Source organism: Variovorax sp. DXTD-1, assembly GCF_003984625.1.
Taxonomy (GTDB): domain Bacteria; phylum Pseudomonadota; class Gammaproteobacteria; order Burkholderiales; family Burkholderiaceae_C; genus Variovorax.
Genome location: NZ_RWKH01000031.1, coordinates 1 through 12,823, shown reverse-complemented (window position 1 = coordinate 12,823; position 12,823 = coordinate 1). Strand labels below are relative to the sequence as shown.

Sequence of the window (12,823 nt, the reverse complement as noted above, 5' to 3'; positions counted from 1 at the left end):
GGGGCGAGTGTAGAACGAGGCGGTGAAAAAGCGGCGGCACACACACGTGCGCCGTCGCTTTGGGGCGTAACAGTTTTTACGCCGCGGCCTTGGCGGCAGCAACTTGCGCCGCCACTTCGGCTGCGAAGTCGTCGACCTTCTTTTCGATGCCTTCGCCGACCACGTAAAGGGTGAAGCCCTTGATGGTAGTGTTGGCGGCCTTGAGCATCTGCTCGACGGTCTGCTTGTCGTTCTTCACGAACGGCTGGTTGTGCAGCGAGACTTCCTTCAGGTACTTCTGCACCCCGCCTTCGATGCGCTTGGCAACGATGTCGGCAGGCTGCGCCTTCTTGCCTTCGGCTTCGGCCGTCTTGCGGTCTTCCTCGGCCTTGCCGGCGGCAACAGCGCGCTCTTTTTCGATCAGGTCGGCGGGCACGTCGGCAGCCGAAATAGCGACCGGCTTCATGGCGGCAATGTGCATTGCCACGTCCTTGGCCGACGTTTCGTCGCCCTCGAACTCGACCATCACGCCGATGCGCGTGCCGTGCAGGTACGAAGCCAGCTTGCCGTTGCCGGCAAAGTGCTTGAAGCGGCGGAAGCTCATGTTCTCGCCGATCTTGCCGATCAGGCCCTTGCGCACGTCTTCGAGCGTGGGGCCGAAGCCGTCCTGCTCATAGGACAGCGCGCCGAGCGCAGCGATGTCGGCGGGGTTGTTCTTGGCGACCAGCATCGCGGCAGCGTTGGCCATGGCCAGGAAGCTGTCGTTCTTGGTGACGAAGTCGGTTTCGCAGTTGATTTCGATCATGCCGCCGGCCGAGCCTTCGACAAACGCCGTGACCACGCCTTCGGCGGTGATGCGGCCCGAAGCCTTGCCAGCCTTGTTGCCGAGCTTGATGCGCAGCAGCTCTTCGGCCTTTTCCATGTTGCCGTCGGCCTCGGTCAGGGCCTTCTTGCATTCCATCATGGGCGCGTCGGTCTTTGCGCGCAGTTCGCCGACCATGCTTGCGGTGATTGCAGCCATTGTTCTATCTCCGTGTCCAAAAAATCAGATTAAAAAAAAGGGGCACCAAAGCCCCTTCTTCAGGCGCGTGAGAGCACTCGATCAGGCCGAGGCGCCCTCTTCGACTTCAACGAATTCGTCGCTGCCTTCGGCGATGGCCTTGACCACGTCACCGGTGGCGCTGTTGCGGCCTTCGATGATCGCGTCGGCGATGCCGCGGGCGTACAGCGTGACGGCCTTCGACGAGTCGTCGTTGCCCGGAATGACGTAGTCGATGCCTTCGGGCGAGTGGTTGGAGTCCACCACGCCGATCAGCGGAATGCCGAGCTTCTTGGCTTCTGCCACGGCGATCTTGTGGAAGCCCACGTCGATCACGAAGATGGCGTCGGGCAGCGCGGTCATGTCCTGGATGCCGCCGATGTCCTTTTCGAGCTTCTCGATTTCACGGGTGAACGTGAGTTGCTCTTTCTTGCTCAGGCTCTCGAGACCAGCTTCTTGCTGGGCCTTCATGTCCTTCAGGCGCTTGATCGAGGTCTTGACCGTCTTGAAGTTGGTCAGCATGCCGCCGAGCCAGCGGGTATCGACGAAAGGCACGCCGGCGCGGCGGGCTTCGGCAGCCACGATTTCACGGGCCTGGCGCTTGGTGCCGACCATGAGGATGGTGCCGCGGTTGGCGGTGAGCTGCTTGGCGTACTTCATCGCGTCCTGGAACATCGGGAGCGACTTTTCCAGGTTGATGATGTGGATCTTGTTGCGATGGCCGAAGATGAACGGAGCCATCTTGGGGTTCCAGAAGCGGGTTTGGTGTCCGAAGTGGACACCGGCTTCCAGCATTTCGCGCATGGTGGTCGACATTGAAATTACTCCAAAGGTTGGGTCTAAAATCCAGCCCGTTTTGCGCCTCCTTCGAATGGAGTCACAACACCTTGATTGGGCCGGTTTGCGAATGTGTCTGGCTGGGTGCGGCGAGAGCCGCCGCATGATCAGCGAAACCCAACGAGTATAGCACGGCCCGTCCCGTCCTTTCCCCCTTCCACCTCCCGGAACCGAGCCGTCCACGCCCTCGCAGCCCACCCATGAACGACCTTCACGCCGCCCGTTTGAACCTTCTGGCAGGCGGCAGCGATGCACGCACCGAAATGGAGCGCGCCATCGAGATCTCCGAATCCCCGGCCTGCAACCACGTTTTCACCCGCACGCTGTTCGACGAAGCGCGCCGGCAAGCCGATCGGCCGGTGTTGCAAAGCAGGCTCTCCGGGCTGGCATTCACCGCCAAGGACCTGTTCGACATCGAGGGACAGCCCACTCCCGCGGGCTCCGTGGTGCTTTCGCATGCCCCGGCCGCCAAGGCGGATGCCGTGGCCGTGGCGCGGCTGCGCGCCGCGGGCGGCGTGCTGACCGGCCGCACCAACATGACCGAGTTCGCTTTCTCGGGCGTGGGGGTCAACCCGCACCATGGCACCCCGGCCAATGTGAGCGACTCGGCCACACCGCGAATTCCGGGCGGCTCTTCTTCCGGCGCCGCCGTTTCCGTAGCCACCGGGGCGGCGTTCATCGGGCTGGGTTCCGACACCGGCGGCTCGATCCGCATTCCCGCGGCGCTGAACGGCATCGTGGGCTTCAAGAGCACCGCCCGACTCGTTCCGGCCGACGGCGCCCTGCCGCTGTCGACCACCCTGGACACCGTTTGCGCCATGACGCGATCGGTGCGGGACGCCGTCACCGCGCATGAAATCCTCGCGGCGCGCCGCGTGACTGCCGGTGCAGCCGCTCTGGGCGCATACCGGCTCGCCGTGGTGAAGAACGTGTTTTTCGACGGCATCGAGCCTGCGGTGGCTCAGGCTCTCGAACGCGCGCTGCGAGCATTGCGCGCCGCTGGTGCCCAGATCGAGGAAATCGCGCTGCCGGAACTGGCAGAGCTGCAGGCCATCAACGCCACCGGCGGATTTTCGGCAGCCGAGTCTTACGCCTGGCACCGGCTGTTGCTGGAACGCAGCGGCGCCGGTTACGACCCGCGCGTGGCGCAGCGCATTCTCAGAGGCGCCGCCATGAAGGCGCACGAATACATCGACCTCGTGAATGCCCGTCACGCGTGGATCGAGCGCGTCGAAACGGCGCTCGCCCCCTACGACGCCGTGCTGTCGCCGACCGTTCCGATCACCGCGCCTCCCATCGAGAGCGTGGCGCCGGGTGCCGAGCGCGACGACGAGTTCTTTCGCATCAACGCGCTACTGCTGCGCAACCCGTCGATCGTCAACATGCTCGACGGCTGTGCCATTTCGCTGCCCTGCCATGCCGCCGGCGTGCTGCCCGTCGGCCTGATGCTGTGGCACGCCGCACTGCACGACGACGCCATTCTCGCGATTGCCTTACAAACGGAACACGCACTGCGAAGACAATAGCTGCACGCCTACCGACGGGCGTCAGCCATCTCTTCTTACTCAAGCATTCAATGAAAATCGCGATCGTGGGCGCCGGCATCATCGGCGTCACCACCGCCTGGGAACTGGCTTCGGACGGCCATGAAGTGTCTGTGTTCGAGCGCCGCGGCGCAGCGGCCGAGGAAGCCAGTTTTGCCAATGCGGGCGTGGTCGCACCGGGCTATGTAACACCGTGGGCCGCACCGGGCATGCGCGCCAAGGTGCTGCGTTCACTGCTCTCCTCCCACGGCGCCATCAAGCTGCGCTGGCCGCTGAACTCACGCGATATCGGCTGGATGTCGCGTTGGCAGAAAGCCTGCAAGCTCGAAACCTACCTGGCCAACCGCGCCCGCATGCAGCGGCTGGCGTTCTACAGCCGCACCCGCCTGCACGAGGTGACCGAAGCGCGCGAACTCAGCTACGAGCGCAGCGACGGCTACCTTGTGCTGCTGCGCTCCAAGCGCGAGAAAAAGCTGGTGCGGCCCGGCCTCGACGTACTGCGAGCTGCAGGCAGCGTCTTTCGCGAAGTCGACGCCGACGAGGCCCGGCGCATCGAACCCGCGCTCAGCACCGATACCGCGCTTGCAGGCGCCATCTACTTGCCCGAGGACGAAGTGGCCAACTGCCGCCAGTTCGCGCTGCTGCTCAAGTGGGAGGCCGAGGCACTCGGCGCCCAGTTCCATTTCAACTGCGACATCGCGCCGCTGAGCCGCGCCGACCCCACTTCCGTTTCGCTCGCAAGCGGTTCCCCACCGTTGCGGTTCGATGCCGTGGTGGTCTGCGCCGGGCTGGCCTCGGCTGCGCTCGTGCGGCCGCTCGGGCTTCGGATTCCGCTTGCTCCCATCTACGGCCACTCCATCAGCGCGCCAATTCGCGAATCGCTCAACGCGCCGCGCAGCGCGGTGATGGACGAACGCTACAAGGTCGCGATCTCGCGGTTGGGCCAGCGCGTGCGCGTGGCCGGGAGCGCCGAAATCGGCGGTTCGCTGAGCACGATGAATCCGTCCGCGGTGCAAACGCTTTACAAGGTGCTGCACGACTGGTTCCCCGGCGCGGTCACGCTGCAGTCGGGCGTGCAGCAATGGAAGGGCGCGCGGCCGATGCTGCCCGACGGCCCCCCGGTTCTTGGAGCCAGCGGCGTGCCGGGCGTCTGGCTCAACCTGGGCCACGGCTCGAGCGGCTGGGCGCTGTCGTGCGGCAGCGCGCGGGTGGTGGCCGACCTGATCGGAGGCCGAGATCCCGGCGTCGACTTGGAAGGCCTGGGCGTCGAGCGGCTCCACCTTTCCTAGGGATTCCGCCGCAGCTCCGGCCAGGACACATGCAGCGGCAAAATGGCCTGATGCAACGCATCACGTCCGACACCGTCGCCGACCTTTTCGATATTGCGGCAACGCGGCGCATCGAGCAGGCCGCCGCAGCCGCCCTGCCCGCCCACACGCTGATGCAGCGCGCCGGCCTTGCGGTTGCGCGCCTGGCCATGGCGGTCGCGCCGCATGCGCGCACGGTATGGGTCGCCTGCGGGCCGGGAAACAACGGCGGCGATGGTTTTGAAGCGGCCGCGCAGTTGCAGCAACGTGGCTTTCTGCCGATCGTCACGTTCGCCGGCGATGAAAGTCGCCTGCCGCCGGACGCGAAGTTATCGCTACAGCGGGCCAGGGATGCCGGCGTGATCTTCGCGCCCAACCCGCCCGCCGCCTATGGATTGGCCATCGATGCGCTGCTCGGCATTGGCGCCGCCCGCCCCATCGAGAACGCCATGGCCGAATGGCTGCGGCAGATGCATGCGACGACGCAACCGGTACTGAGTGTCGACGTGCCGTCCGGGTTGAACGCGGACACCGGCGTGTCGAGCATCGCCCCTCATTCGGGTGCCGCGTCGCCCCGCTTCTGCGTCACCTTCCTGACCCTGAAACCAGGCCTTTTCACGGCGCAAGGCCGCGATGCCGCGGGCACAGTGTGGTTCGACGACCTGGGTTGCGGCGGCGGCATCGCTGAACAGCCCGCCGCGCGCCTTGCGGGCCGGCCGGCGGGCCCGCGACGCAGCCACGCATCGCATAAGGGGAGTTATGGCGATGTCGCGGTGATCGGCGGCGCACCCGGCATGGCGGGCGCCGCGCTGCTGGCCGGATCGGCTGCACTGCATGCGGGCGCCGGACGTGTATTCGTGGGCTTGCTCGACCCGAGTGCCGCCCCTCTCGACTTTGCACAGCCCGAGCTGATGCTGCGAGACGCCGATGCGCTCGATCTTTCAGGCATGACAGCGGTCTGCGGATGCGGCGGAGGCACAGACGTACGCGCGGTGCTGCCGCGCGTGCTGGCGACGGCGGCAGCACTGGTGCTCGATGCCGATGCATTGAACGCCATTGCGAGCGACAGCGCGTTGCAGGCGCAACTGGCATCACGCGGCCGACGCGGAAAACCGACCGTCATCACTCCGCATCCGCTGGAGGCCGCTCGCCTGCTGGATTGCACGGTCGCCGACATTCAAGCCGACCGGCTTGCAGCAGCACGCGAACTGGCGTCGCGCTATGGCGCAGTTGCCGTGCTCAAAGGCTCGGGAACAGTCATCGCCGACAACAGCGGTACGCCGCCCGTGCTCAATCCCACCGGCAATGCCGCGCTCGCAACCGCCGGCACGGGCGACGTGCTGGCCGGGATGATTGGCGCCGCGATGGCCTCGAAACAATTGTCATTCGAGGCTGCGCAAAGCGCCGTCTGGCACCACGGCCACATCGCCGACACCTGGCCGGCCGATGCGCCCCCGCTCACGGCCGGGGCACTGGCGCGCCAGGCACCCGGCTGACGAGCTTCTAGCCGCGCCCGACGAAGGGCATCTTCGTCGCCATCACGGTGTGGAACAGCACGTTGGCTTCCAGTGGCAGGTTCGCCATGTAGAGCACCGACTGCCCGACGATCTTCACGTCCATCAACGGCTCGATCGCAAGCTCGCCGTTGGCTTGCGGCACACCCTTGGCCATGCGCGCAGCCAGTTCGGTCATGGCGTTGCCCACGTCGATCTGGCCGACGGCGATGTCGTACTTGCGCCCGTCCAGCGATGCGGTCTTGGTGAGGCCTTCGACCGCATGCTTGGTCGCCGTGTAGGCCGGCGAATTCGGCCGCGGTGCGGTGGCCGAGATGGAGCCGTTGTTGATGATGCGGCCGCCTCGCGGGGTCTGCGCCTTCATCGTGCGGAACGCCTGCTGGATGCAGAAGAACATGCCGTTCAGGTTGATGTCGACCACGCCCCGCCATTGATCCGGCGTCCAGTCTTCGAATGGACCCGGCGGATTGCCCACGCCGGCATTGTTGAACAGCAGATCGACGCGGCCGAAGCGTTCGACCACGGCGGCGAACAGCGCCTGCACCGATTCAGCATTGGCCACGTCGGTAGGCACTGCAAACGCACGTGCGCCGGCGCCCGACTCTTCCGCCACCTGCTCCAGCGGCTCGGGGCGGCGCCCCGCCAGCGCCACGTTCCAGCCATCGGCCAGCAATGCGAGCGCCGCGGCGCGCCCGATGCCCGAGCCGGCACCCGTGACGATGGCGATGCGGCCCTTGTTGTTTTCCACGCTCATGCTCAGTGTCTCCTTCTCAGCTTGTCTGTCTTGCTTACGTATAGGGGCAAAGCGTTGTGCGTCATGCACGGCGCGGCGGTTTGCGCCCCTTCATCTTGTTGGCGGCCTTCTTCACCGCCGACTTGAAGGCCTGCATCGCCGATTGAGGGCCCGCAACTGCAGTAACGGCGCGATCGGTGCGCTGTTCGGGGGCGGCCTCGGCCTTGTGGCGCGAGCTCCGCTTGGCTGACGCCTTCACCGGCACGCCGGCCGAGCCCACGCCCTTGTCCTTCATGGCACGCGACGTGAGCTCTTCGCCCTCGCGCACCAGGCGGAAGTCGATCTTGCGCCCGTCCAGGTCGACCCTGCTCACCTGCACCCGCACGCGGGTGCCGATGGCATAGCGAATGCCCGTGCGTTCACCGCGCAGTTCCTGGCGCATTTCATCGAACTTGAAGTATTCGCCGCCAAGCTCGGTGATGTGCACCAGTCCCTCGACATACATGGCGTCCAGCGTCACGAAGATGCCGAAGGTCGTGGCCGCGGTGACCACGCCGCCATATTCCTCGCCCAGGTGCTCGCGCATGTACTTGCACTTGAGCCATGCCTCGACGTCGCGGCTGGCTTCGTCGGCACGGCGCTCGTTGGCGCTGCAATGCAGGCCGGCGGCTTCCCAGGCCAGCACCTCCTTGGTGGGTGCGACCGTGGCCTTCTGCGGCTTGGTCGTGGGCGCCTTGACGCGAGAGGCCAGCCGCTTGGCAAGCTTGGCATGCGCCTCACCTGGCGTCGGCAGCATCGGCAACTGATAACGTGTCTTGCCGAGAATCGCCTTGATCACACGGTGCACCAGCAGGTCCGGATAGCGCCGGATCGGGCTCGTGAAGTGCGTGTAGGCCTCGTAAGCCAAGCCGAAGTGGCCGCTGTTGATGGGCGTGTAGATCGCCTGCTGCATCGAGCGAAGCAGCATGGTGTGGATCTGCTGCGCGTCGGGCCGTTCCTTGGTGGCTTCGGCAATCGCCTGGAACTCGCCGGGCCTCGGGTCGTCGGTGATGCTCAGCCCCACGCCCATGGCTTTCAGATAGCCGCGCAAAATTTCCTTCTTCTCGGGCGTCGGGCCTTCGTGCACGCGGAACAGGCCCGGGTGCTTGCCTTCTGCGATGAAGTCGGCGCTGCACACGTTGGCCGCGAGCATGGCTTCTTCGATGAGGCGGTGCGCCTCGTTGCGCGTGCGCGGCACGATCTTCTCGATACGGCCCGCGTCGTCGCAGATGATCTGGGTCTCTGTGGTCTCGAAGTCGACCGCGCCGCGCTTGCCGCGCTGCTTGAGCAGGGCCTTGTAGACGTCGGCCAGGTTCAGCAGGTCCTTCACGCGGTCCTTGCGCTTGGCTGCTTCGGGGCCGCGCGTGTTGCCAAGAATGGCGGCCACTTCGGTATAGGTGAAACGCGCATGGCTGAACATCACCGCCGGGTAGAACTGATAGGCGTAGATCTCGCCGTCGGCGGCCACCAGCATGTCGCACACCATGCACAGGCGCTCGACCTCGGGGTTCAGCGAGCACAAGCCGTTCGAAAGCTTTTCCGGCAGCATCGGGATAACGCGGCGCGGAAAGTAGACACTGGTCGCGCGGTCGTAGGCGTCGATGTCGATCGCCGAGCCGGTCTGCACATAGGCGCTGACATCGGCAATGGCCACCAGCAGTCGCCATCCCTTGCCTCGGCCAACCTTCGCGGGTTCGCAGTACACCGCGTCGTCGAAGTCGCGCGCGTCTTCGCCGTCGATGGTGACCAGCGGCACGTCGGTCAGGTCGATGCGCCCCTTCTTGTCCGCTGGCCGAACCTTCTCCGGCAAGGCCTTGGCTTCGGCCAGGCATTCGGCGGAAAACTCGTGCGGCACGCCGTACTTGCGCACGGCAATTTCGATCTCCATGCCCGGGTCGTCGATTTCGCCGAGCACTTCCTTCACGCGGCCCACGGGCTGGCCGAACAGGGCCGGCGGCTCGGTGAGCTGCACCACCACAACCTGCCCCACCTTCGCGGGACCGGTTGCGCCCTTGGGAATCAGCACGTCCTGTCCGTAGCGCTTGTCTTCGGGCGCCACGAGCCAGATGCCGCCTTCATGCAACAGGCGGCCGATGATCGGCTGCTCGGGGCGCTCGACGATTTCGACCACCCGCCCCTCGGGACGACCGCGCCGGTCTTGCCGCACCACGCGCGCCTTGACGCGGTCTTTGTGCAGCACTGCACGCATCTCGTTCGGGGGCAGATAGATGTCGGCTTCGCCGTCGTCGCGCTGCACGAAACCGTGTCCATCGCGATGTCCCTGAACAGTTCCTTCAAATTCATCCAGCAGACCGCTGGAGTGGCCATTATTTTTGATATGATTCTCTCTTTCCTGAAATTCAAAACATAACTGCTTCGGCAGCTATGTGGGCCCAGATGGCGGAATTGGTAGACGCACTAGTTTCAGGTACTAGCGAGTAACATCGTGGAGGTTCGAGTCCTCTTCTGGGCACCACCACTACCAAGCTGAAACCCCTGTGAATCTGTGATTTACAGGGGTTTTTTCTTTTCCCTGGGAACATGATCGAAGGATGTTCTCCCTCACGAAAGCCGGTCACGGCCAAGGCAGGCCAGACCGACAGAAATCCGCCGCATTCGCGCACGCCATCGCAGTCCCGAAGCGGGAGTTTTTGCGAAACGGTTTTCGACGACACGGATTCGGACAAGTGGAACGGGCTTCGTCTCATGAAGTGATGCAGCAACCTGCTCACCGAAGATCGGCTTTTCGCCATTCTGACGCAGTACATCGACGAATGATCGCGCACAGTCTCATGAAGCGCGGCAACCGAGTCAATACACCGCGTTGCCAGTAAAGGTGAACCGCAAACCCAACCTGATGAGCGCGGCGTTCAACTCGCTGCCCGGCCATGGAATGGACCTGCGGAGTTGCGACAGGCCTTGCAGCCTGTTGTGCACCTTACCACGCCAAGGTTGCTGCCGATCCGGCGATCCGCGAAGCAAATCTTTCCCGCCATCATCGCGCCATACTTGCGCGGTAACCGCTCCTTCTCGTCCATGTCCATTTTCAAGAGCATCCGACAGTGGGCATCGCGGATCAAGCGCGACGCCGTGACGCTGTGGTTTGCCTACCGCCATCCGGGCGCGCCGTGGTTCGCAAAGGCTCTCGCCGCTTTTGTGGTCGCGTATGCGCTGAGCCCGATCGATCTCATTCCCGATTTCATTCCGGTACTTGGCTATCTGGATGACGCCTTGCTGTTGCCCGGCCTGATCTGGCTGAACATCCGGCTCATTCCCCGGGACGTTCTCGAGGAATGCCGTGCCCGCGCGGACGGGTGGATGAAAGAACAGGGCGCGAAGAAGCCCCGAAGCATGGCCGGCGCCGCGCTTGTCGTCGCCGTCTGGATTGGTGTTGCCATTGCTTTTTGGGCTTGGTTGAACAACCGCTCCTAATTTCGCCGCGTCCGCGAGCCCACAGACCGAACCAGAAGTGTGGCGAAAGTCACACTTTTAGCTCAATATGATTCTAAAAGTAACTTAAGAATGCACACATGGTTACGTTTAGTTCGAAAATACGGCTATCAACCCAACGGAAACCATCGTGATTACTGCATTTACCCTATTGATCGGCATGTTCCTCGGCGCGCTGTTCATGAGCCTCCTGGTCATTTCGCGTTCGGATGACTGAGCACTGCCGGGCAGTGGCAGCCTCACCCAAGCCAAAAGAAAAGCCCGCTTCCGCGGGCTTTTCTTTTGGAGCAGCCGCTGCGACTCAGATCGGCAAGGCGATCAGGTCGTGCCCCTCGGCGCCGACGATGCGGGCCTTGGTGAACTCACCCACCTTGAGCGTCTTGCTGATTTTTTCGGGTGGCAGCAGGCGCACGGTGCCGTCGATCTCAGGGGCGTCGGCGTAGGTGCGGCCAACGCCACCCTTGCGGCCCATGCCGGGCGCTGAATCCACCAGCACCTGCATCGTTGCGCCGATGCGCTGTTGCAGCTTGGCAATCGACACGGCTTCAGCCACTTCCATGAAGCGGGCACGGCGTGCTTCGCGCTCGGCCGCCGGCAGCATGCCGGGAATGTCGTTGGCCGTCGCGCCTTCCACCGGACTGTAGGCAAAGCAGCCTGCCCGGTCGATCTGGGCTTCGCGCATGAAATCGAGCAGGTGCTCGAACTCCTGCTCGGTCTCGCCGGGAAAGCCCGCGATGAAGGTGCTGCGGATCACGAGTTCGGGACAAACCTCACGCCAGCGCGCAAGGCGCTCCAGGTTCTTCTCGCCGCTTGCCGGCCGCTTCATGCGCTTGAGCACATCGGGGTGGCTGTGCTGCAAGGGCACGTCGAGGTAAGGCAGCACCTGCCCGCTCGCCATCAACGGAATGATCTCGTCCACGCTCGGATACGGGTACACGTAGTGCAGCCGGACCCACGCGCCGTACGGCTCGGCAATTTCGCCCAGCGTGCGCACCAGTTCGAGCATGCGGGTCTTGACCGGCTTGCCGTCCCAGAACCCGGTGCGGTACTTCACGTCCACGCCGTAAGCCGAGGTGTCCTGGCTGATCACCAGCAGCTCCTTCACGCCGCCCTCGAACAAGGCCTTGGCCTCGCCGAGGACGTCGCCGACCGGCCGGGACACCAGGTCGCCCCGCATCGAGGGAATGATGCAGAAGGTGCAGCGGTGGTTGCAGCCTTCGCTGATCTTCAGGTATGCATAGTGGCGCGGCGTGAGCTTGAGGCCGGCAATGCCGAAGGTGTTGGGAACGAGATCGACGAACGGGTCATGCGGCTTCGGCAGGTTGGCATGCACCGCGTCCATCACTTCTTGCGTGGCGTGCGGGCCGGTCACGGCCAGCACGCTCGGGTGCATTTGCCGAACCAGGTTGCCGCCCTGGTCGCCCGTCTTGGCGCCCAGGCAACCCGTGACGATGACGCGGCCGTTTTCCGCCAGTGCCTCGCCGATGGTGTCCAGGCTCTCCTTCACCGCATCGTCGATGAAGCCGCAAGTGTTGACGATCACCAGGTCGGCACCTTCGAAGGTCTTGGCCGTCTGGTAGCCCTCCGCGCTGAGCTGGGTCAGGATCAATTCGGAATCGGTAAGGGCCTTGGGGCAGCCCAGGCTCACAAAACCGACCTTAGGGGCAGCCGGCGTGGCGGTACGTTCGGGGGAGGCAACTTCGCTCATATATGCCTCTATTGTCCCAGCTATCGGCCGGGACCGGGATTTCAGGGGCGTTTGATGCCGAATGCGCCCAGAACCTGCTCGGTATTCTTCTGCATCTGTTCCTGCATCTGCAGGAACACGTTCTTGGACTGCTCGACGTAATTGCCCATCAGCCCCTGGAGCATGGGCGACTGCATGGTCATGAAGCGCGACCACATTTCGGGCGTCAGGCCTTCGGCCTTTTCGGCGAGCTGGGCCTGCACTTCGGTCATGGCCTGGATGTTCTTCTCGAGGTACGGCCCCATGTAGCCCTGCATGGCCTGTCCGTAGAAACGGATGATGTTGGCCAGCACCTGCTCGGTGAACATGGGGGCGCCGCCCGCCTCTTCTTCGAGAATGATCTGCAGCAGGATGCTGCGCGTGAGGTCGTCCCCCGTCTTGGCATCGCGCACCACGAACTGGGCGTTCTGTATCACCAGCTGCTTCACCTCGGTGAGCGTGATGTAGGTGGATGTCTCGGTGTCGTAGAGCCTTCGGTTGGGGTACTTCTTGATTACACGTTGCACCGGCTTGACCCCGGACTTCTTGCTCTGCACTGCGGACTCCTTCACATGGATGCCCATGTCATCCGATCAATTCTAGGTAGCGGTTTTGCTGCATCGCGACAAGGTTTACCCTGACCGCGCGTCCGCTG

At 64.2% G+C, this 12,823-nt stretch carries 10 protein-coding genes and 1 tRNA gene; 5 read left to right on the top strand and 6 right to left on the bottom strand.

What is annotated here, in order from left to right; genetic code table 11:
- Nucleotides 1–76: 76 nt before the first annotated feature.
- Nucleotides 77–1,000: a translation elongation factor Ts gene (gene tsf / locus EJI00_RS23070; RefSeq protein WP_126749809.1), complete on the bottom strand. Its 924-nt coding sequence runs from the start codon at nt 998–1,000 to the stop codon at nt 77–79.
- An 81-nt stretch (nt 1,001–1,081) separates the two neighbouring features.
- Nucleotides 1,082–1,834, bottom strand: a complete 753-nt coding sequence (rpsB, locus tag EJI00_RS23065) for a 30S ribosomal protein S2 (RefSeq protein ID WP_126749808.1) — start codon at nt 1,832–1,834, stop codon at nt 1,082–1,084.
- Between the two features lie 221 nt (nt 1,835–2,055).
- Between rpsB and EJI00_RS23060 the strand changes: the two genes are divergently transcribed.
- The 3 genes from EJI00_RS23060 to EJI00_RS23050 are packed head-to-tail and all read left to right on the top strand — an operon-like array spanning nt 2,056 to nt 6,202.
- A complete protein-coding gene (locus tag EJI00_RS23060) occupies nt 2,056–3,381 on the top strand; it encodes an amidase (protein ID WP_126749807.1) in 1,326 nt (441 codons plus the stop codon).
- A gap of 50 nt (nt 3,382–3,431) precedes the next feature.
- The gene (locus tag EJI00_RS23055) at nt 3,432–4,688 is read left to right on the top strand and encodes a D-amino acid dehydrogenase (RefSeq protein WP_126749806.1); all 1,257 of its coding nucleotides are present in this window, start codon (nt 3,432–3,434) and stop codon (nt 4,686–4,688) included.
- A gap of 50 nt (nt 4,689–4,738) precedes the next feature.
- Nucleotides 4,739–6,202, top strand: coding sequence for an NAD(P)H-hydrate dehydratase (locus tag EJI00_RS23050; protein WP_126749805.1), 1,464 nt, complete (start codon nt 4,739–4,741; stop codon nt 6,200–6,202).
- Nucleotides 6,203–6,209: 7 nt separating this feature from the next.
- On the opposite strand, the gene EJI00_RS23045 is transcribed toward EJI00_RS23050, so the two are convergent.
- Entirely contained in the window at nt 6,210–6,974 is a 765-nt protein-coding gene (locus EJI00_RS23045; RefSeq protein ID WP_126749804.1) for an SDR family oxidoreductase, read from the bottom strand.
- A 61-nt stretch (nt 6,975–7,035) separates the two neighbouring features.
- Nucleotides 7,036–9,303, bottom strand: a complete 2,268-nt coding sequence (rnr, locus tag EJI00_RS23040; protein WP_260590823.1) for a ribonuclease R — start codon at nt 9,301–9,303, stop codon at nt 7,036–7,038.
- 80 nt (nt 9,304–9,383) lie between these two features.
- Here rnr and EJI00_RS23035 point away from each other — a divergent pair.
- Nucleotides 9,384–9,468 (top strand) — tRNA-Leu (locus EJI00_RS23035).
- A 560-nt stretch (nt 9,469–10,028) separates the two neighbouring features.
- The gene (locus EJI00_RS23030; RefSeq protein ID WP_126749802.1) at nt 10,029–10,424 is read left to right on the top strand and encodes a YkvA family protein; all 396 of its coding nucleotides are present in this window, start codon (nt 10,029–10,031) and stop codon (nt 10,422–10,424) included.
- Between the two features lie 319 nt (nt 10,425–10,743).
- Here the strand turns inward: EJI00_RS23030 and rimO are convergent, their stop codons facing one another.
- Both rimO and phaR read right to left on the bottom strand, forming a co-directional pair.
- A complete protein-coding gene (rimO, locus tag EJI00_RS23025; RefSeq protein ID WP_126749801.1) occupies nt 10,744–12,150 on the bottom strand; it encodes a 30S ribosomal protein S12 methylthiotransferase RimO in 1,407 nt (468 codons plus the stop codon).
- A 41-nt stretch (nt 12,151–12,191) separates the two neighbouring features.
- A complete protein-coding gene (gene phaR / locus EJI00_RS23020; protein WP_041946121.1) occupies nt 12,192–12,752 on the bottom strand; it encodes a polyhydroxyalkanoate synthesis repressor PhaR in 561 nt (186 codons plus the stop codon).
- Between the last annotated feature and the right edge of the window lie 71 nt (nt 12,753–12,823).

What these genes read in the sequence shown, in the direction of transcription:
- EJI00_RS23045 (WP_126749804.1), bottom strand. Translation starts at nt 6,974, where the DNA reads ATGAGCGTGGAAAACAACAAGGGCCGCATCGCCATCGTCACGGGTGCC.
- rpsB (WP_126749808.1), bottom strand. Translation starts at nt 1,834, where the DNA reads ATGTCGACCACCATGCGCGAAATGCTGGAAGCCGGTGTCCACTTCGGA.
- rimO (WP_126749801.1), bottom strand. Translation starts at nt 12,150, where the DNA reads ATGAGCGAAGTTGCCTCCCCCGAACGTACCGCCACGCCGGCTGCCCCT.
- EJI00_RS23060 (WP_126749807.1), top strand. Translation starts at nt 2,056, where the DNA reads ATGAACGACCTTCACGCCGCCCGTTTGAACCTTCTGGCAGGCGGCAGC.
- EJI00_RS23055 (WP_126749806.1), top strand. Translation starts at nt 3,432, where the DNA reads ATGAAAATCGCGATCGTGGGCGCCGGCATCATCGGCGTCACCACCGCC.
- EJI00_RS23030 (WP_126749802.1), top strand. Translation starts at nt 10,029, where the DNA reads ATGTCCATTTTCAAGAGCATCCGACAGTGGGCATCGCGGATCAAGCGC.
- EJI00_RS23050 (WP_126749805.1), top strand. Translation starts at nt 4,739, where the DNA reads ATGCAACGCATCACGTCCGACACCGTCGCCGACCTTTTCGATATTGCG.
- tsf (WP_126749809.1), bottom strand. Translation starts at nt 1,000, where the DNA reads ATGGCTGCAATCACCGCAAGCATGGTCGGCGAACTGCGCGCAAAGACC.
- phaR (WP_041946121.1), bottom strand. Translation starts at nt 12,752, where the DNA reads ATGGGCATCCATGTGAAGGAGTCCGCAGTGCAGAGCAAGAAGTCCGGG.